This window comes from Burkholderia sp. HAN2018 (genome assembly GCF_024704855.1).
Classification (GTDB): domain Bacteria; phylum Pseudomonadota; class Gammaproteobacteria; order Burkholderiales; family Burkholderiaceae; genus Burkholderia; species Burkholderia cepacia.
The window spans coordinates 1-18,742 of record NZ_QOBB01000144.1; the positions used below are offsets into that span (position 1 = coordinate 1).

Annotated in this window: 15 protein-coding genes and 1 pseudogene; 7 read left to right on the plus strand and 9 right to left on the minus strand. The window is 66.9% G+C overall.

Annotated features, from left to right (window positions below):
* Positions 1-194, minus strand: a pseudogene (locus DPV74_RS27790) (transcriptional initiation protein Tat); the annotation flags it as partial.
* Between the two features lie 279 nt (positions 195-473).
* Between DPV74_RS27790 and DPV74_RS27795 the strand changes: the two are divergent.
* Entirely contained in the window at positions 474-1,349 is an 876-nt protein-coding gene (locus DPV74_RS27795; RefSeq protein WP_060170533.1) for a LysR family transcriptional regulator, read from the plus strand.
* Positions 1,350-1,382: 33 nt separating this feature from the next.
* Here DPV74_RS27795 and DPV74_RS27800 read toward each other — a convergent pair whose 3' ends face one another.
* Together DPV74_RS27800 and DPV74_RS27805 are read right to left on the minus strand one after the other, a co-directional pair.
* Positions 1,383-2,585 carry a multidrug effflux MFS transporter gene (locus DPV74_RS27800; protein ID WP_119338347.1) on the minus strand — a complete coding sequence of 401 codons (1,203 nt, stop codon included), beginning with the start codon at positions 2,583-2,585 and terminating at the stop codon, positions 1,383-1,385.
* A 496-nt stretch (positions 2,586-3,081) separates the two neighbouring features.
* Positions 3,082-5,250: a TonB-dependent siderophore receptor gene (locus DPV74_RS27805; RefSeq protein WP_119338348.1), complete on the minus strand. Its 2,169-nt coding sequence runs from the start codon at positions 5,248-5,250 to the stop codon at positions 3,082-3,084.
* A 397-nt stretch (positions 5,251-5,647) separates the two neighbouring features.
* On the opposite strand from DPV74_RS27805, the gene DPV74_RS27810 reads away from it, so the two are divergent.
* Complete coding sequence (locus DPV74_RS27810) at positions 5,648-6,094, plus strand: hypothetical protein (protein WP_119338349.1); 447 nt, start codon at positions 5,648-5,650, stop codon at positions 6,092-6,094.
* Positions 6,095-6,116: 22 nt separating this feature from the next.
* Here the strand turns inward: DPV74_RS27810 and DPV74_RS27815 are convergent, their stop codons facing one another.
* The 5 genes from DPV74_RS27815 to DPV74_RS27835 all read right to left on the minus strand — a co-directional run bounded on the left by DPV74_RS27815 (position 6,117) and on the right by DPV74_RS27835 (position 11,984).
* On the minus strand, positions 6,117-7,223 hold the full coding sequence (locus DPV74_RS27815) for a porin (RefSeq protein WP_119338350.1): 1,107 nt from the start codon (positions 7,221-7,223) through the stop codon (positions 6,117-6,119).
* 101 nt (positions 7,224-7,324) lie between these two features.
* On the minus strand, positions 7,325-8,668 hold the full coding sequence (locus DPV74_RS27820; RefSeq protein WP_119338351.1) for an MFS transporter: 1,344 nt from the start codon (positions 8,666-8,668) through the stop codon (positions 7,325-7,327).
* Positions 8,669-8,822: 154 nt separating this feature from the next.
* Positions 8,823-9,878 (minus strand): Rieske 2Fe-2S domain-containing protein, encoded by a 1,056-nt coding sequence (locus tag DPV74_RS27825; RefSeq protein ID WP_059697088.1) that lies wholly within the window; start codon positions 9,876-9,878, stop codon positions 8,823-8,825.
* Positions 9,879-9,942: 64 nt separating this feature from the next.
* Complete coding sequence (locus DPV74_RS27830; RefSeq protein WP_060372464.1) at positions 9,943-10,908, minus strand: PDR/VanB family oxidoreductase; 966 nt, start codon at positions 10,906-10,908, stop codon at positions 9,943-9,945.
* Positions 10,905-11,984: an aromatic ring-hydroxylating dioxygenase subunit alpha gene (locus DPV74_RS27835; protein ID WP_119338354.1), complete on the minus strand. Its 1,080-nt coding sequence runs from the start codon at positions 11,982-11,984 to the stop codon at positions 10,905-10,907. The genes DPV74_RS27830 and DPV74_RS27835 overlap by 4 nt, the downstream gene beginning before the upstream one ends.
* 199 nt (positions 11,985-12,183) lie before the next feature.
* Between DPV74_RS27835 and DPV74_RS27840 the strand changes: the two genes are divergently transcribed.
* A complete protein-coding gene (locus DPV74_RS27840; protein WP_021163015.1) occupies positions 12,184-12,672 on the plus strand; it encodes a MarR family winged helix-turn-helix transcriptional regulator in 489 nt (162 codons plus the stop codon).
* A 53-nt stretch (positions 12,673-12,725) separates the two neighbouring features.
* Here DPV74_RS27840 and DPV74_RS27845 read toward each other — a convergent pair whose 3' ends face one another.
* Complete coding sequence (locus tag DPV74_RS27845) at positions 12,726-13,472, minus strand: TetR/AcrR family transcriptional regulator (protein ID WP_119338352.1); 747 nt, start codon at positions 13,470-13,472, stop codon at positions 12,726-12,728.
* A 170-nt stretch (positions 13,473-13,642) separates the two neighbouring features.
* Between DPV74_RS27845 and DPV74_RS27850 the strand changes: the two genes are divergently transcribed.
* The 4 genes from DPV74_RS27850 to DPV74_RS27865 form a co-directional block, all read left to right on the plus strand.
* Complete coding sequence (locus DPV74_RS27850; protein WP_021163017.1) at positions 13,643-14,824, plus strand: isovaleryl-CoA dehydrogenase; 1,182 nt, start codon at positions 13,643-13,645, stop codon at positions 14,822-14,824.
* Positions 14,825-14,855: 31 nt separating this feature from the next.
* The gene (locus tag DPV74_RS27855; RefSeq protein WP_027790577.1) at positions 14,856-16,463 is read left to right on the plus strand and encodes a carboxyl transferase domain-containing protein; all 1,608 of its coding nucleotides are present in this window, start codon (positions 14,856-14,858) and stop codon (positions 16,461-16,463) included.
* A gap of 19 nt (positions 16,464-16,482) precedes the next feature.
* Positions 16,483-17,268 carry an enoyl-CoA hydratase/isomerase family protein gene (locus tag DPV74_RS27860; protein WP_021163019.1) on the plus strand — a complete coding sequence of 262 codons (786 nt, stop codon included), beginning with the start codon at positions 16,483-16,485 and terminating at the stop codon, positions 17,266-17,268.
* 36 nt (positions 17,269-17,304) lie between these two features.
* A partial coding sequence (locus DPV74_RS27865) for an acetyl/propionyl/methylcrotonyl-CoA carboxylase subunit alpha (RefSeq protein WP_119338353.1) occupies positions 17,305-18,742 on the plus strand: 1,438 nt, incomplete at its 3' end.

Consider the following 18,742-nt stretch of genomic DNA (forward strand, 5'->3'; position numbering starts at 1 on the left):
GGGCGCGCGGCGGCGAGCAGCGCGGTGCCGGCCGCGAGGCCGAGTGTCTTGAGCGCGCCTCGGCGCGCGTGCCGGTCGGACATGGGGTATCTCCCGGAATCGTTTTTGTGGGGGCGTGCCGCGTTGCGGTACGGCGCTGCGGCGTCGCGAATGCGTAGCCAGTCTAGCGGCGCGCGTCCGGTACGGAAAATCACGGTATCGGATGGGAGATATTCGGGAGGCTGATGATTGGGCGGCCGGGGTTGGGGCGATCGGTGAAACGACCATCGGTTCGGTCATTCCACTTGGCTTCGGTCGGCGAGCCCGTCGTTGAGGGGCTTCCTGCGGACGGTTCCGGTTCCGGTTTTGATCGGCGAATCGATCGTCCTTTTGATACGGATGGCTGATTATCCGGAACGGTCTGCACAGGATCGACTTGTATAATCGCCTCCTGCGAATGCACACATGCCTTACCGAGAGAGAGAACGTTACTCATGAATTGGGACGATGCCCGCGTTTTTCTGGCCGTTCATCGCACCGGGACGCTGCGCGAGGCCGCGGCCGTTCTCGACGTCGATCAGGCCACCGTGGGGCGACGGTTGACCGCACTCGAGAAGGCGCTCGGTGCGAAGCTGTTTCTCAAGACATCGTCAGGTTATGTCGTGACGCAGGTCGGCGAGCATTCGCTGCAGGCCGCGGAAGCGATGGAGCGGGCGGCGTGCGAATTCGAGCGTCGCGTCCAGGGCTCGGACGATCGCCTCGAAGGCGAGGTCCGGGTCACGACGACCGATTCCCTCGCGATGGATTTCGTCGTTCCCGCGATACGGGAACTGCGCCGGAAATGTCCGGCGATACACGTGATCCTGACGACGTCGGTGCAGGTGCTCAACCTGACGCGACGCGATGCGGATCTCGCGATTCGCACCGTGATGCCGGAAAATCCCGACCTCGTGCGCCGGAAGCTCGCCGAATGGGAGGTCGGGCTGTTCGCGAGCCGCGAGTATCTGGATGCGCATGGCGAGCCCGCGATCGGAGCCGCGTTCGAAGGGCATGACCTGGTCGTCTACCAGCCCGGCACGACGTCGAACCAGGGGCACGCGCTGTGCGGCGAGTCGATGGAACGCGGGCGCATCGTGGCGCAGGTGAGTTCGAGCCTGATGCTGGCGGCGTCGATCCGCTCGGGTATCGGCATCGGCGAACTCCCCGCGTATATGGCGCAAGACGACGATTCGCTCGTGCGAATCTGGCCCGACCGGACGCGAGCCGTGCCGTATCAGGTCTGGCTCGTATCGCATACCGACCTGAACCGGACGGCGCGCGTTCGGGCGGTCACCGCGGAGATCGCGGCTACGTTCGACCGTTATCGATAGCGGCCGGGGCCTCGCCCGCGCAGGGCCACGGGCTCAACGGGGGAGCGTGTCGCGCATCGAGAGCGTGCGCCGCGCGGCACACCAGCGCGGCACAATCGCGATGGCCGCGACGATCGCGAAGAACGGGATGGCCGTCGCCAGCACGTGGCTTCCGGTGCCGAGCAGGCCTCCGGACACGGCGGCGGCGAGCGACGCACTGCCGATCTGGAAGAAGCCGACCAGCCCCGACGCCGTCGCCGCGCGCCCGTGTTCGCTCGCGATGGCGCCCGAGACCGCGAGCGACAGCGATGATCCATTCGACAGGCTGACGAGCACCATCGGCATCACGATCACGACGACGCCTTTGACGTGCCACGATTCGCACAGGGCGAACGCCACGCCGCCGGCAACGAAGCAGCCCACGCCGGCCACGACGATCGAGTCGTAGGACATCCGGTCGAGCATGCGGCGCGCAATCAGGTTGGCGGAAACGATGCCGGCGGTCAGCGGCAGATAGAGCCAGCCGCTTTGCCGTTCCGAAAGACCGAGGCCGGAGAAGATGAACGGCGACTGCGTCAGGTAGACGAACCACGCACAATAGATCGCGCAGACGACGAGCGTGTAGCGGATGAAGGCCCGGTCCGCGAGCACGCCGGTGAAGCCGGCCAGCGGTGCGGCGCGATGTTGCCCCGGTGCGACCGGCGGCCGGGTTTCCTTCAGGCGCAACTGAACGAGCGCGAGCGCGACGACGCCGAATGCGGCGACGAAAATGAAATCGCTTCGCCACCCGAACCACGCAGCCAGATATCCGCCGATTGCGGGGGCGATTGCCGGAGACAGCGACACGAGCGGATACACGATGCTGTAGATCTTCGCGGATGCGTTCTTGTCGCAGGTGTCGGCGATGATCGCGCGACCGATGACGAGGCCGGACGCCGCGCCGAGCGCTTCGAGCACGCGCCATCCGAGAAAGCTCGCGAAGCCGCCGGCGCTCGCGCAGCCGATCGAGCCAAGGATGTACAGGACGATGCCGGCCGTCAGCACGGGTTTGCGTCCCCATCGATCGGAGAGGGGGCCGTAGACCAGTTGCGCACAGGCAAGCGCGATCAGGTAAGCCGATACCGTCTGGGGCATCTGCCATGCGCCGATCGAAAACGCGTGGGCCATCGACGGCATCGCGGGCAGGTAGACGTCGGACGCGATCAGGCCGAAGGCGCTCAGCATGGAGACGACGAGGATGAGTGAGAGGTTGGACATGTTCGCAGGTGGTTGGAGCGGAGCGCGTGAGCGAATGGAGAGGTAGGCGCGCATCGGGCCGCCATGGAAAAAAGACGGGGCGATCATACGGCGCGCGATGCGGTAAGGGAGCGGGCGGAATTGCATCGCACGGATGCATTTTTGCGGGCGGTGAAGCGAGTGCCGGGGAGGCGTGTGAATAGTGGCGTCGGGTGCCGCGAGGAACGGCAGTCAAGCGGAATCCGGCGCTGGTGTGGGCGGCAAGCAACGGGGTGATTCGCTGTCGTTCCCGCGTCGCCGGCGGATCGGACGATGTTCCGTCGCCGCGTCGTTGGTGGTTGCCCGGCACAACGCGCGCGGAGTCGCGGTGACCGCTTGCGAAGCGACAGGGATGCTTCACTTGGAGCAAGGGGCGAGCCGCTACGCGTCGCGAGCGGCTGCGAATGCGGGCGTGGTGCATGGGCCGCCGCGTTTGGGCCGGCCCATGCACGCATCGGGCGATCGGAACGTCAGACCATCAGAACGACACCGTCGTCGTCAGCGTGACGAGCCGCGGCTCGCCGACCGCGACGATCAGGTTGCTGTTGCTCGACGGGTAGTAGGTCTTGTCGAGCAGGTTCTTCACGTTGAGCTGGAAGCGCGTCGGGAACTTGCCGATCGTCGTTTCGTAGGCCGCGAATGCATCGACGGTCACATAGCCGGGCAGCGTGAAGCTGTTCGCCGTGTCGCCGGAGCGTGCGCCTACGAGACGCGCGCCGCCGCCGAAGCGCCAGCGGCCGGGCAGATTCGCGATGGCCGTGTCGTACACGGCGAACAGGCTGCCCGTGTGGCGCGCGACGTTCGTGAGCGGGGTGTTGCTGTCGCGATCGGTCGCGTTCGTATACGCATAGCTGCCGATCACGCTCAGGTGGCGCGTGATCTGCCCGGCGACGTCGAGCTCGATCCCGCGCGAGCGCGCGGTGCCGATCGTCGACGTGATGTCGCCGACCGTGACCGCGACGTTGCGCTTGTCGATCTGGTAGACGGCGAGCGTGCCGGTGATCGCGGGCTTCAGGCTGAACTTCAGCCCGGCCTCGAGCACGCGGCCGTATTCCGGCGCGAGCGGCGCGGCGACGTTCGATGCGACGTTCGGCTTGAACGAGCGGCTCACGTTCGCGTAGGCGGTCAGCGCCGGCGTGAGCGCGTAGGCAAGCCCGAACTGCGGCAGCCAGACGCTGCCGCGCGAGCGGTCGGCGAACACGAACGGCCGGCCCATCCCCGATTCCTGCTGCCAGTTTTCCCAGCGCAGCCCGCCCACCGCGGTGAGGCGGTCGGTGATCTTCACCGAGTCCTGCACGATCGTCGAATACGCATGCACGACCGAGCGCGAATCGCTTTGCTTCGCGTTGGGCGTGCCGCCCGCCGCGAGCAGGCCGTACACAGGATCGTAGAGATTGAAGCCCGTCGTCGCCTTGCCGCGGATCGTGTCGCCGCGGAAGCTGCGCTGCCGTTCGTATTCGCCGCCGATGTAGATCGCGTGGTTCATCCCGGCGAGCGTCACGTTGCCGAGCAGGCCGAGCGTTGCGATCTGGTCGGAGTCGTTGCGTCCGAGGTTCGCATCGGACGAGCGCGTCATCGCACCGGTCTTGCTGTTGAACGCAGTGGCGCGCGTGATGGTTTGGTCGTAGCGGTCGCGGCCCCAGCCGTAGGTCGCCCGCACGCGCCATGCGTCGGAGAAGCGGTGCTCGACGCGCGTCCGCAGCGTTTCCTGGATGCCGCTGCTTTGCGACCATGCTTCTTCGTAGCGGCGATAGCGCAACGCATCGTCGAGCTGGCCGTTCACGAGCACGGTGCCGCGATCGAACGGCATCGTGTAGTCGACGTACTGATAGCTGACGTCGACCGACGTGTTCGCGTCGTGCCACGACAGCGCGGGTGCGATCAGCGCGTTGCGTTCGCGGCCGAAGCTGCGCCAGTAGCGGCTCGTGTCGTATTCGCCGGTCAGCCGGAACGCGAGCGTGCCGCCCGCGACCTGGCCCGGCTTGCCGAGCGGCCCCGTGAGATCGAACTGCGCGTTGCTGCCGCCGTGGCTCGTGCGCGATGCGGAGATCGAGCCGCCGAACGTGTCTTCCGGCTTGCGCGTGACGAGGTTGATCACGCCGCCGGGATCCTGCATCCCGTACAGCAGCGAAGCGGGGCCCTTCAGCACCTCGACGCGGTCGATCGTCGCGAGATAGCTGTGCAGCACCGGCGTGCGCACGCCGTCGACCAGCACGGAGCCGTCGTTGTTCGACCCGAAGCCGCGCTTGATGAACGCGTCGCGCGTGCCGCCGAGCGTGTTGGTTTGCGTCACGCCGCTGATGTTGCCGAGCACGTCGTCGAGCGAACGCGCCTGCTGGTCCTGCATCACGCTGCTGCTGACCACCGCGACCGATTGCGGAATCTCCTTCAACGGACGGTCGCTGCCGCCCGCGATGCTGCTGGTGCGCGGCTGGTAGCCGATGGTCGGGTCGACGGTCGACGATGCGTTGACGTTGATGGCGGGGAGTTCTTTCCCGGCCGGCGTTGCGGGTGCCGATGCAGTTGCACCGGCTTCGGCGTTGGCCGCATGCGCGCCGCTTGCGACGCAAAGGGTAATCAGGGCAGGCAGGCTCGAGCGCCACAGACGCGGGGTCCGGACGCGGCGGGGCGTTCGACGGGATGGCATGAATCGATACAGGAGGGAATGCTAAGGATCGTGTCGCGGGCCGCGGCGTTTCGTTACGGCCAAGGCGTGCATGATATATGTAATGAGAATCGTTTGCAATTGTAATGGCATGATTGTCGGGCTCGGGCGTCGGTTGCCGGGCTGGCGGCCGTCTGCTACCGTAGCGGCCAAAATCAGACGCAGTGAAATTCAACGAGAGAGCCGGGGGCCGCACCATGTCATCTTCCTGTCACGTCGCGTTCAGCGCGACGCCACGCACCGCGCACGACCACGCGGGCGATGAAGTGATCGCAGCCGTCATCCGCCATTCGAACGATTAAAGCAACGGACGCGAGTTCATCCGGCGTTGCGCCGGGCTTCAATCACTTCAACCACCACGCTAGACGGGAGACCACCCATGAAGAAGATTTCCGCGCCGTTTACGGCGGCCGCGCTTGCGGCCTGCGCGCTGCTGGCAGGCATTCACCAGGCTGCTTGCGCGGCTTCCGATGCCGACCCCGCGATCGACGCGCACTACGGCGCCGTGATCGAGGCCTACACGCAGGATGCGACCGCGGCGAAGTCGAAGTACGACGGCAAGCGCCTCGCGTTCGTCGGTGCCGTGATCCGGATGGGCAGCGATCCGGGCGGCACTTACTTCGGCGCGCTGACGGCCTACGGCGAGCAGTTCGATACGCATTTCGACGTGGCCGACCAGGATGCGCTGAAGCCGAAATTCCCCGGCGGCGAAATCAAGCCGTTCGTCACGTCGACGGCGTTTCGCTTCAGCTGCGTGAACGAAGGCTATATCGATGCGCCCGTGTTGCCGGGCCTGAAGCTGGCCCACTGCCGTCTCGCCAACTGACCGGCGCACGCGCATCCGGCGTTCAGAACTTCTGCTGGATGCCGGCCATTACGCCGAGCTGGTTCATCCCGGTGCCGACCGTCCCGCCCGCGGCGACCGCGTTCGCGGCCAGCGTGCTGTTGAACATGTAGCCCACCGACGTATAGACGGTCGTCCGCTTCGACAGGAAATAGTTCGCGCGGCCGACGAGCAGCGTCGCGTTCGTGCCGCCTTCGCTGTTTTCCCGGCGTTGCAGGTAGCGGACGCCCTGAAGGTCGAGCGCGAGGTAGGGCGTCGCGTAGTACGTGCCGCCGGCGAACACGATATCGGCCTGCAGGTGCTCGGCCGCCGCGAGGTTGCGGCGGATCCACCCGGCGCCCAGTTTCGCGGGGCCGATCTTCACGTAGCCGGCGACGATGTCGCGCGTGTCGGTGTATGCCGGATTGTTCAGCGGCGCGAGCGCACCACCGCCGCCGCGCATCACGTCGTGCGACGCGGCGAGCCCGAAATTGCTCGCGTCATAGGCGAGCATCGCCGTGTATTGGCGGCAAGCGACGATGTCGCCGGGCACCTGTCCGGCGCAGCCCGTCGCCGACGGCCCGGCCGGTCCGGCCGCGTCGCGGCCGAAGCTGTAGGTGGCGCCGAGCGTCACCCCGTGGAACGTGCCCTTGTAGCCGATCGCATTGTCGCTGCGCGCGTTCGGCAGATAGGAATCGAAATCCGCCATCGAGTGAATCGACGGGCCGATCACGTCCGCATTGGTCAGCACGATCATCGACATGTTCATCTGGCGGCCGAGGGTCAGCGCGCCGAACGGACTGTTCACGCCTACGTTCGCCTGTCGCCCGAACAGGCGCCCGCCGTAGTTCAGTGCGCCCGTGCCGGGCTGGAAGCCGTTCTCGAGCACGAAGAAAGCCTGGTAGCCGCCGCCGAGATCCTCCGTGCCTCGCAGCCCCCAGCGTGACGGCACTTCGCCGGTCAGTGTCGGCATACCCGTGAACGATCCGCCATGTGCAGCGTTGTTGTAGTAGGACACGCCGGTATCGATGATCCCGTACAGCGTGATGCTGCTTTGTGCGCAGGCCGGTCCGGCCAGCGACAGCGTCAGTGCCATCGCCGTCGCGAGTGCGGCGCCCAGTTTCGTTTTCATGGCTGTCTCCAAACAGTATGTAGATATGCTTATCGATATTTTTATGACCCGATCCGATCCGGGGTGCCGACGGGTATCGGCAAGGCTGCGGGCGTCGTGCGTTACGACATCGCCGGGTCGCGTTGCCTGCGCGGTGTCGCGGCGCGCGTACCCGCCACGGCGACGGCGATCGCCGCGCCGGCCATCGGCACGAGGAACGCGAGATACAGATGGGACACGGACCAGCCGTCGTCCAGCAGCGCACCGACCGTCATCGGCGACAGGATTGCGCCGAGGCGGCCGATGCCGACCGCGAGGCCGATGCCGGTCGTACGGATTTCGGCGGGATACGGCGTCGGCGACAACGCATACATGCCGGCCACGCACGCATTGATCACGGCGCCGAGGAATACCCCGACCGTCATCCCGATCCCGAGCGAGCCGGTGTTCGCGCCGAACACGACCATCAATACGCCGCCGAGCAGCAGCGTCGCGCCGAGCAGGTTACGGAGGCCGAACCGTGTCGACAGCAGGCTGAAGAGCGATGCGCCGGCAATGCCGCCGAGATTGAGCAGCACGCCCCCGGTGACCCCCTGCGATGCCGACAACCCGGCCTGAACCAGCAGCTTCGGTGTCCAGCTCACGACGAAGTAGAAGCTGCCCATCACGAGAAAGAATGCGATCCACAGCGCGATCGTGCGGCGCGTCAGCGGCGCGCGCAGCACGGCCGTCCAGCTCGACGCGGCGTTCGCCGAGTCGATGGAGGCAGTCGCCGCCGGCAGCATGTCGATCGGCGCGCGCTTCATTCTCGCGAGGATGCGGTTGATTTTCTGCAGCGCGTTGTCCGGACGTCGAGCCAGCAGGAAGTCGAGCGATTCCGGCAGCAATGCGAGCACCATCGGGATCGACAGCAAGGTCAGGATGCCGCCGAACGCGAACACGCTGCGCCATCCCCACGTCGACAGCAGGTAGCCGGCGATGACGCCGCCGCCGGTCGCGCCGATCGCGTAGCCGGTCGACTGCATGCCGATCGCGGCGCTGCGCCATTTGTTCGATGCGTATTCGCCGCTGATGACGGTCAGGCTCGCCAGCATGCCGCCGATGCCGAGCCCCGTATACGCACGCGTGACGGCGAGTTGAAGCGTGCTGTGCGTGGCCGCGCAGGCCAGCATCCCGGTCGAGATCACCGCGAGGCAGAGCAGGATGATGCGGCGGCGGCCGACGCGGTCGGCGAGCGGCGCGATCAGCACCGAGCCGATGCCCATGCCCGCCAGCCCGGCGCTCAGCAGCAGGCCGATTTCCTTGCCGCTCAGTTTCCACTCGGCCGCCAGGTGCGGCGCGGCGAACGCGATGGCCAGCACGTCGAAGCCGTCGAGCATGTTCAGCACGACGCAGGCGGTGACCGCCATCGTCTGGAACGTGCTCATCGGGGATTCGTCGATTGTATTGCGGATGTTTGCGCTCACGTCAAAGATCCTTGTAAATAGTATGACTAATTAAATGGGATGAAATCGAAGCCGGTGATGGCGAATGGGACGAAAGCGATTGAACGGGCCGACGGGGCATCCCGCGGAGCGCCTGTCGCGACCGGCGGGTGTTGTCGGCGGGGCGGCGCGATGCTTAAGCGGGTTCGAGCAGCAGCCGCTCGATCACGCGCCGCGCGCGATTGGGGCCCGCGTCAACGTGAATGTCGATCTGGCGGCCGCCCGGAAACCGCAGCTGGTTCCGGTACTGCGCTTCGATCACGGTCTTGTCCTCGTCGAACGTCGCCGCGGATTGCTCGATGACTGTTTGCGCGACGCGCTCGACGTCGTGTTGCGGATTGGTCGCGACGGTCCAGAAGTAGTGCGTCGTCGTTTCCGTTTCGGGCGTGATGCCGTGGAAGCCGCGCATGTGAAAGCCGCCGCGCGCCGGATCGTGCAGATCGCCGGTGCCGGCGTCCATCGCGCCGGTCCAGATCCGGATGTGCGACACGTGGAATTCGATTTCCTGCCAGCGATCGACGCGGCCCGCGAACGGCCACGCAGCGGTATAGGTTGGCGGCGGGTCGGAATCCGGCATCCGGCGAACCAGCGTCACGATATCGCCGTCGCTGCTGACGCGGGTTTCCGCACCCATGTGCAGCGCCGCGTTGCCGCCGATCGTTTTCAGATGGACATAACCGAGGTGGCTCAGGTCCATCAGGTTGTCGTGAATCAGTTGATACGGTGCGTCGTAGTGGTAGTGGCCGCCGCCGAACCGGTATTGCGGATCGGCATGGAACGCATAGCGTGGCGGCGCGCTTGTCGGTTGAGCGTGCGCGTCGGCGCCGATCCAGATCCACACGATGGCGTCCTGTTCCCGTACCGGATACGACGACACGCACGCCTTCGCCGGAATCCGGTCCTGGCCGGGAATCTCCACGCACGTGCCGTCGCGGTCGAACAACAGGCCGTGATAGCCGCAGCGCAGGCCGCGCGATTCGAGCGAGCCGCACGACAACGGCAGCGACTTGTGGCAGCAGCGATCCTCCAGCGCGCCGACTTCCCCGGACGGCAACCGGAACAGGACGACCGGGCGGCCGAGGAGCGTGCGGGCGACGGGTTTGTCCGTCAGTTCGGATGACAGCGCGGCGACCCACCATCGGTCGACCGGGAACTGAGTAGTATTGATCGGTGCCCGGGCATGTTGCTCCATTGATCGTCTCCAGTATTGTGGTTGGCCGCCGCGAGTCGGGCGGTCCGTCTACCGATTTGCAGACCTACAGATCGAGGACCAGCAGGTCACTTCGCGATCGCGAGCAGCACGGCATGAACTGGTCGCCGGCTGCCTGTTCCGCTTCCGTCAGATACGAGTCGCGATGATCGGGCTCGCCTTCGAGCACACGCGTCGCACAGGTGCCGCATACGCCTTGCTCGCACGACGTCAGCACGTCGACGCCGTTCGCCGCCAGCGCCGCGATGACCGTGCATTCGGCCGGCACGTCGATCACCCTGCCGCTGCTCGCGATCCGAACCTGGAACGCACGGTCCGCGCCGGACGACGCAACCGCGCCGCCGAAGAACTCGTAGTGCAGCCGCGCTTCGGCCCAGTTGCGCTCGCGCGCGGCGTTCAGCACTGCGTCCATGAAGCCGCGCGGGCCGCATACATACAGGTGCGTGCCTGCGGGCGCGGCGGCGAGCACGGCGGCGAGGTCGAAGCGTTGCCCGGGATCGCCGTCGTCGACGTGGAGGCGGGCGCGATCGTGAAATCCGGCCGCGTTGATCCGCTCGACGAAGGCCATGCGATCGGTCGAGCGTGCGCAGTAGTGCATGTCGAACGGCATGCCGGACGAGAACAGCCGTTCCGCCATGCTGAGGATCGGCGTGACGCCGATCCCGCCCGCGAGCAGCAGGTGGTGCGGAGCGTCGGGGGCGAGCGGAAACTGGTTGCGCGGCATGCCGATCCGCAGGGTATCGCCTTGCCGGACTTCGTCGTGGATCGCGCGCGACCCGCCGCGGCCGTCGGCATCGCGCAGCACGGCGATCTGATAGCGATCGGCGTGTTCCGGGTGATTGCACAGCGAGTACTGGCGCACGAGCCCGCCCGGCAAATGCACGTCGATATGGGCGCCGGCTTCAAAGCCCGGCAACGGCGAACCGTCGTCGCTGACGAATTCGAAACCGCAGATGTCGCGCGCTTCCTGCCACTTGCGGGCCACCCGAACCGTCAAGGTCGCGGCGCTCATGACGCCTCCTTGATCTGCGCGACCGGAATCACGGGCCGCTGCGGGCTCGCCGCGCTTTCTTCGGCAAGCAGCCGTTCGATCACCTTGCGCGACAGCACGCCGCCGGCGTCGATGTTGAGTTTGAGCAGCTTGCGGTCCGGCCACTGCTCGAGGTTGAGCTGCTGGCGTTCGAGCATCTCGAGATCCTCGGCGAAGATCTTGCCCTGACCTTCGCGGATTTCGGCGGTCAGCGCGTGATCGTCGGGCCGGAAGTTGCGCGCCATGCCCCAGAAATACCAGATCGAGGTGTCCGTCTCGGGCGTGATGAAGTCGACCACGATCGACGACGCCTTCAACTCGGCCGGCGCGTCGTAGCCGCCGTGGCCCGCATGGGCGACGCCCACTTCGATCATCACGTGGCTCGGCGGCGTGAAGCGGCAGATCTGCCAGCGGTCGACCGGCACGTCGTCCGCCAGCCCGTTGCCGCGCAGCGCCATTCGCCAGAACGGCGGCGGCATCACGTTCTCCATGAAGCGGCTCGTGACGACTTCGTCGCCGCGGCTGACCGTCTTCGGCGGCGCTTCGTCGATCTCCTTCTGGCCGATGCTCGACGCATGCACGTAGGTTTCGTGCGTGAGGTCCATCAGGTTGTCGATCATCAGCCGGTAATCGCAACGGATGTGATAGAGGCCGCCACCGTGCGCCCAGGCCGGGTCTTCGGCCCAGGCCAGCGCGGGCAGTTTGGCGGGATCGGCTTCCGACGCATTGCCCGGCCACACCCAGATGAATCCGTACCGCTCGATCACCGGGAAGCTGCGAATCGGCGGGAAGCCGCCGACGCGCTGGCCCGGCATGCTGGACGCCTTGCCGTCGCAGCCCATTTCCAGCCCGTGATAGCCGCACACGAGCACGCCGTCGCGCACGAATCCCAACGAGAGCGGGGCGCCGCGGTGCGGGCAGAAGTCCTCGAGCGCGGCGACCCGGCCGTCCGCCGCGCGGTAAAACACCATCGACTCGTTGCAGATCTTGCGGCCCAGCGGCTTGCCGTCGATTTCATCGGGCGTGCATGCCACATACCAAGCGTTCTTGAGAAACACGTTCGTCGTCTCCTTCGGGGCGGTGCCGCTGACATGCGGCAATTCTTCATTCCGTGTACTGAATGAGATTCAGTGTACGCATTGAGATTGGCCGGAGCAAGGCGAGCGGTATACTGGTTTTCCCGGGAAATGGCGCGAGGCAGCGCCATGCCGTCGGCGTGCGCAACCGGCGCGCGCCGCCTATGTCATCGACTCATTCATGGAAAAAACGAATCCCGCCGACGCGCCGGCTTTCCCGCTCGACCTGTACGACGAGCCGGGGCACCTGATCCGGCGCGCGCACCAGATTGCCGTCGCGATGTTCTACGAGAAGCTGGGCCGGGACGTGACGCCGGTGCAGTACGCCGTCCTGCGGATGCTCTACGAGTGTCCGGGGCTCGATCAGGTGACGCTGGCGCAGCGGGTGGCGCTCGACACGTCGACGACGGCCGACCTCGCGGTCCGGCTCGAAGCGAAAGGATTGATCGTTCGCGAAGTGCTGCCGCGGCGTCAGCGGCGCCTGCTGCTGACACCGACGGGCGTCGAACTGCTCACGCGCCTGATTCCGTCAGTGCAGGAGCTGCGTGCCGGCCTGTTCGACGGGATGGGCGAGGAAGATTCGCAGGAACTCGTACGCCTGTTGCGCAAGTTCGTTCATTTGAACAACGAGCAGAGCCGCGCGCCGCTGCGCGTCGGCGAGGATTCGTAGCGGTCGGTTACGCGCGGCGCACGATGCGACGTGCGCCGGGCCGCGCCCTTGCGTCACGGGCGTGACGCTTCCCCTTCCAGCCGGCGCACCGCTTCCGCCACTTCATTCCTGAACCGCACGAGCGCCGCCTGTTCCGGCGCCGGCGGCTGCACGGCGGCCCACAGCATGTCGACGAGCTGCGTGGCCGTCGTTTCCGTGTCGAGCTTGCGGTGCCCGAGGATCGCATCCCACAGCACGTGCTCGATCGGCCCGAACACCATCGAGCGCAGCAGGCTCAGCGGCAGGTCGGTACGTACCTGCCCGGCTGCCTGGCCGCGCGCGAGCACGTCCATCAGCGGCGCGGTGTAGCGGCGCTGCAGCGCGGTGAGTTCGTCGCTCAGCGCATGCTGCTTCGCGCGGCCTTCCGACAGCACCAGTGCGCACAGGCCCGTGCCGTTCACCAGCATTAGCCGCAGGTGGGTGCGCACGATGAACGCGAACTGCTGCTGCACCGACGCTTCCTGCGGCATCCCGTGCTCGAACGCGGCGATGTTTTCGTCGTACCAATCCGCGATGACGCGCGCGCACAGCTCGCGCTTGCCGCGGAAGTAGCTGAACACCGTCGCCTCCGATACGCCCACGCGCTGCGCGATCTCGGCGGCCGTCGCATGCTCGTAACCCTTCTCGGCGAACACTTCCCGGCCGGCGCGCAGGATGTCCTGCACGCGTTGCTGGGATTTGCGCCCGGCGGGCGCGCGCGACGTGTCGGCGCGATCGGCTTTGACGGTGGCGGTCATGGTGTCGGCGGTAGCGGCTGTCATCTCGGCATGATATCTGAGTGTCACTCAAAAAACTATTGACGCCGAACCCGGCGAGGCGCGAAACTGTGCAAAATTTACGCTGTATTAGTCAATGAATCGGTGCATTCATTCGATTTGAGCGAAACTCAGAAATCAGTGGATGCCACACACTTTCTGGAGACGGAGGAGACATGATCAACCTGCCCGGTGTGCAATTCATGCTCGGTGAAGACATCGAGATGCTGCGCGACGCCGTCGCGACGTTCGCGGCGAAGGAAATCACGCCGCGCGCGGCGGAGGTCGACCGCACCGACCAGTTTCCGATGGACCTGTGGAAGAAGTTCGGCGATCTCGGCGTGCTGGGCATGACGGTGGCCGAGGAATACGGCGGCGCGAACATGGGCTATACCGCGCACATGGTCGCGATGGAGGAGATCTCGCGCGCCTCGGCGTCGATCGGCCTGTCGTACGGCGCGCACTCGAACCTGTGCGTGAACCAGATCCACCGCAACGGCACCGAGGCTCAAAAGCAGAAATACCTGCCGAAGCTCGTGTCGGGCGAACACATCGGCGCGCTCGCGATGAGCGAGCCGAATGCCGGCTCGGACGTCGTCAGCATGAAGCTGCGCGCCGACAAGCGCGGCGATCGCTACGTGCTGAACGGCACGAAGATGTGGATCACCAACGGGCCCGATTGCGACACGCTGGTGGTCTACGCGAAGACCGACCTCGAAGCCGGCCCGCGCGGCATTACCGCGTTCATCGTCGAGAAGGGGATGAAGGGCTTCTCGGTCGCGCAGAAGCTCGACAAGCTCGGCATGCGCGGCTCGCACACGGGCGAGCTGGTGTTCCAGGACGTCGAAGTGCCGGAGGAAAACATCCTCGGCCAGCTCAACGGCGGCGTGAAGGTGCTGATGAGCGGCCTCGACTACGAGCGCGCCGTGCTGTCGGGCGGCCCGACGGGCATCATGGCCGCGTGTCTCGACGCGGTGGTGCCGTACATCCACGACCGCAAGCAGTTCGGCCAGGCGATCGGCGAATTCCAGCTGATCCAGGGCAAGGTCGCCGACATGTACACCACGTTCCAGGCGTGCCGCGCGTATCTGTACGCGGTCGGCCGCCACCTCGATTCGGCCGGCAGCGACCACATCCGCCAGGTGCGCAAGGACTGCGCGGGCGTGATCCTCTATACGGCCGAGAAGGCGACGTGGATGGCCGGCGAGGCGATCCAGATCCTCGGCGGCAACGGCTACATCAACGAATATCCGGTCGGGCGTCTGTGGCGCGACGCGAAGCTGTACGAGATCGGCGCCGGCACGAGCGAGATCCGCCGGATGCTGATCGGCCGCGAGCTGTTCGCGGAAACGATGTAACGCCCCACGTCACGCGAACGGAGCCCCGTCGATGCCGATCATCGAATCGAAACTGAACCCGCGCTCGGAAGACTTTCGCGCGAATGCCGCCGCGCTCGAGGCGGTCGTCGCCGATCTGCGCGCGAAGATCGAACAGCTCGCGCAGGGCGGCGGCCAGGCCGCGCGCGACAAGCACCTGGCGCGCGGCAAGCTGCTGCCGCGCGACCGCATCGCGCAACTGCTCGATCCGGGTGCGCCGTTCCTCGAGTTCTCGCAGCTCGCGGCGAACGGCATGTACAACGACGACGCGCCGGGCGCGGGCGTCATCACCGGGATCGGCCGGATCGCCGGCCGCGAGTGCGTGATCGTGTGCAACGACGCGACGGTCAAGGGCGGCACCTATTACCCGGTCACCGTGAAGAAGCACGTGCGCGCGCAGGAGATCGCCGCGGAAAACCGGCTGCCGTGCGTGTACCTCGTCGATTCGGGCGGCGCGAACCTGCCGAACCAGGACGACGTGTTTCCCGACCGCGACCACTTCGGCCGCATCTTCTTCAACCAGGCGACGATGTCGGCCGCGGGAATCGCGCAGATCGCCGTCGTGATGGGCTCGTGCACGGCGGGCGGCGCGTACGTGCCGGCGATGAGCGACGAGTCGATCATCGTGAAGGAGCAGGGCACGATTTTCCTGGGCGGCCCGCCGCTCGTGAAGGCCGCGACCGGCGAGGAAGTGAGCGCCGAGGATCTCGGCGGCGGCGACGTGCATACGCGCCTGTCGGGCGTGGCCGACCATCTCGCGCAGAACGACGCGCATGCGCTGTCGATCGCGCGCAACATCGTCGATCATCTCGCGCCGAAGATCGCGTCGCCGGTCGCGCTGCGCGAGCCGAAGCCGCCGCGCTACGACGCGAAGAGCCTGTACGGCGTGATCCCGGTCGATACGCGCAAGCCGTTCGACGTGCGCGAGGTGATCGCGCGCATCGTCGACGATTCGGAGTTCGACGAATTCAAGGCGCGCTACGGCACGACGCTCGTTACCGGTTTCGCGCACATCTGGGGCCACCCGGTCGGGATCGTCGCGAACAACGGCATCCTGTTCTCCGAATCGGCGGTGAAGGGCGCGCATTTCATCGAGCTGTGCTGCCAGCGCAAGATTCCGCTCGTGTTCCTGCAGAACATCACGGGCTTCATGGTCGGCCGCAAGTACGAGAACGAAGGCATCGCGCGGCACGGCGCGAAGATGGTGACCGCCGTGTCGAACGCGAAGGTGCCGAAGTTCACGGTGATCATCGGCGGCTCGTTCGGCGCCGGCAACTACGGGATGTGCGGCCGCGCGTTCGGCCCGCGCTTCCTGTGGATGTGGCCGAACGCGCGGATCTCGGTGATGGGCGGCGAGCAGGCCGCTTCGGTGCTCGCGACGGTGCGCCGCGACGGCATCGAGGCGAAGGGCGGTTCGTGGTCCGCCGAGGAAGAGGACGCGTTCAAGCAGCCGATCCGCGACCAGTACGAGCGCCAGGGCCATCCGTATTACGCGAGCGCGCGGCTGTGGGACGACGGCGTGATCGACCCGGCGCAGACGCGCGACGTGCTCGGGCTCGGCCTGGCCGCATCGATGAACGCGCCGATCGAAGACACGCGCTTCGGCGTGTTCCGCATGTAACGGCCGGGAGGGCTGACCGATGCGATACGAAACGATCAAGGTAAGCGAAGCCGGCCGCGTGGCGACCGTCACGCTCGCGCGCCCCGACGTGCGCAACGCGTTCAACGAGACGACGATCGCCGAGCTGACCACCGCGTTCGAATGGCTCGACGCGCATGAAGGCGTGCGCGCGATCGTGCTCGCCGCGGAAGGCGCCGCGTTCTGCGCGGGCGCGGACCTGAACTGGATGAAGAAGATGGCCGGTTACTCGGACGACGAGAACCGTGCCGATGCGCGCAAGCTCGCGCGCATGCTCGAGGCGATCCATCGCTGCGGCAAGCCGGTGATCGCCCGGGTGCACGGCGATGCCTACGCGGGCGGAGTGGGCCTGGTGGCCGCGGCCGATATCGCGATTGCCGCCGACGGCGTGAAGTTCTGCCTGTCGGAAGCGCGGCTCGGGCTGATCCCCGCGACGATCGCGCCGTACGTGGTGCGCGCGATGGGCGAGCGCGCGGCGCGCCGTTACTTCACGACGGCCGAGGTGTTCGACAGCACGCGCGCGGCGTCGCTCGGCTTCATTCACGAAGCGGTGCCGGCCGATGCGCTCGACGAAACCGTCGCGAAGCTGGCCGCGACGCTCGTCGCGAACGGGCCCGACGCGGTGCGCGCGTGCAAGCGGCTCGTCGCCGACGTGGCCGGCCGCGCGCTCGACGCGACGCTGATCGAGCAGACCGCCGACTGGATCGCGCGAACCCGGGCCGGCGCGGAAGCGCGCGAAGGGATTGCGTCCTTTCTCGAGAAACGCACGCCTTCGTGGCGTGAATGACGGCGTGCCCCTAACTTTCCGGACGACACCGAAGCCATGTTCGACAAGATTCTGATCGCCAACCGCGGCGAAATCGCGTGCCGCGTCGCCGCAACGTGCAAACGTCTCGGGATCGCGAGCGTCGCCGTCTATTCCGACGCGGACGCGAACGCGAAACACGTGGCCGCGTGCGACGAAGCCGTGCACATCGGCGGCTCGGCCGCCGCGGACAGCTACCTGCGCATCGAGCGCATCATCGAAGCCGCGCGTGCAACCGGCGCGCAGGCGATTCACCCCGGCTACGGATTCCTGTCGGAGAACGAAGATTTCGCGCATGCGTGCGAAGCGGCCGGCATCGTCTTCATCGGGCCGCCGGTCGACGCGATCGCGGCGATGGGCTCGAAGGCCGCCGCGAAGGCGCTGATGCACGCGGCCGCCGTGCCGCTCGTGCCGGGCTATCACGGCGACGACCAGGACGCGGCCAACCTGCATCGCGAAGCCGACGCGATCGGCTACCCGGTGCTGCTGAAGGCGAGCGCGGGCGGCGGCGGCAAGGGGATGCGCGTGGTCGAGCGCTCAGACGATTTCCCCGCGGCGCTCGCGTCGTGCCAGCGCGAAGCCGCGAGCAGCTTCGGCAACGACCGCGTGCTGATCGAGAAATACCTGACGCGCCCGCGTCACGTCGAGGTGCAGGTGTTCGGCGACACGCACGGCAATACCGTGTACCTGTTCGACCGCGACTGCTCGGTGCAGCGCCGTCACCAGAAGGTGCTCGAGGAAGCGCCGGCGCCGGGCCTGCCCGACGACGTGCGCCGTGCGATGGGCGAAGCGGCCGTCGCGGCCGCGCGCGCGGTCGGTTATGTCGGCGCGGGTACCGTCGAATTCATCATGACGGGAGACGCGTTCTACTTCATGGAAATGAACACGCGCCTGCAGGTCGAGCATCCGGTCACCGAGATGGTCACCGGGCTCGATCTCGTCGAATGGCAACTGCGTGTCGCATCCGGCGAGCCGCTGCCGCTTCAGCAGGACGAACTGCGCGTGCAGGGTCACGCGCTCGAGGCGCGCCTTTATGCGGAGAACCCGGCGCGCGGCTTCCTGCCGTCCACGGGCACGCTGAAGCACCTGCGGCTGCCGGCAGGCGTCGAGTTCGCGATCGGCGCATCGGTGCGCGTCGACAGCGGCGTGCGCGAAGGCGATGCGATCACGCCGTTCTACGATCCGATGATCGCGAAGCTGATCGTCCACGGCGCGGACCGTGCGGAAGCACTGAGCCTGATGCTGCGCGCGCTGCGTGCATGCGAAGTGGTCGGCCTGCACACGAATGCCGCGTTTCTGCAGCGGATCGTCGCGTGCGAGCCGTTCGCGACGGCCGATCTCGACACGGGCCTGATCGAGCGCAATCACGATGCGCTGTTCGCGCCGCAAGAGCCGCCGCGCGCGATGCTCGCGCTCGCGTGCGCGGCGCTGCTCGCGCGCGAACGCGGCGCGGCCG

Excerpts from the sequence above, each read along its gene's own strand:
- DPV74_RS27795 (WP_060170533.1), top strand. The coding sequence starts at position 474 with ATGAATTGGGACGATGCCCGCGTTTTTCTGGCCGTTCATCGCACCGGG.
- DPV74_RS27800 (WP_119338347.1), bottom strand. The coding sequence starts at position 2,585 with ATGTCCAACCTCTCACTCATCCTCGTCGTCTCCATGCTGAGCGCCTTC.
- DPV74_RS27805 (WP_119338348.1), bottom strand. The coding sequence starts at position 5,250 with ATGCCATCCCGTCGAACGCCCCGCCGCGTCCGGACCCCGCGTCTGTGG.
- DPV74_RS27810 (WP_119338349.1), top strand. The coding sequence starts at position 5,648 with ATGAAGAAGATTTCCGCGCCGTTTACGGCGGCCGCGCTTGCGGCCTGC.
- DPV74_RS27815 (WP_119338350.1), bottom strand. The coding sequence starts at position 7,223 with ATGAAAACGAAACTGGGCGCCGCACTCGCGACGGCGATGGCACTGACG.
- DPV74_RS27825 (WP_059697088.1), bottom strand. The coding sequence starts at position 9,878 with ATGGAGCAACATGCCCGGGCACCGATCAATACTACTCAGTTCCCGGTC.
- DPV74_RS27830 (WP_060372464.1), bottom strand. The coding sequence starts at position 10,908 with ATGAGCGCCGCGACCTTGACGGTTCGGGTGGCCCGCAAGTGGCAGGAA.
- DPV74_RS27840 (WP_021163015.1), top strand. The coding sequence starts at position 12,184 with ATGGAAAAAACGAATCCCGCCGACGCGCCGGCTTTCCCGCTCGACCTG.
- DPV74_RS27845 (WP_119338352.1), bottom strand. The coding sequence starts at position 13,472 with ATGACAGCCGCTACCGCCGACACCATGACCGCCACCGTCAAAGCCGAT.
- DPV74_RS27850 (WP_021163017.1), top strand. The coding sequence starts at position 13,643 with ATGATCAACCTGCCCGGTGTGCAATTCATGCTCGGTGAAGACATCGAG.
- DPV74_RS27855 (WP_027790577.1), top strand. The coding sequence starts at position 14,856 with ATGCCGATCATCGAATCGAAACTGAACCCGCGCTCGGAAGACTTTCGC.
- DPV74_RS27860 (WP_021163019.1), top strand. The coding sequence starts at position 16,483 with ATGCGATACGAAACGATCAAGGTAAGCGAAGCCGGCCGCGTGGCGACC.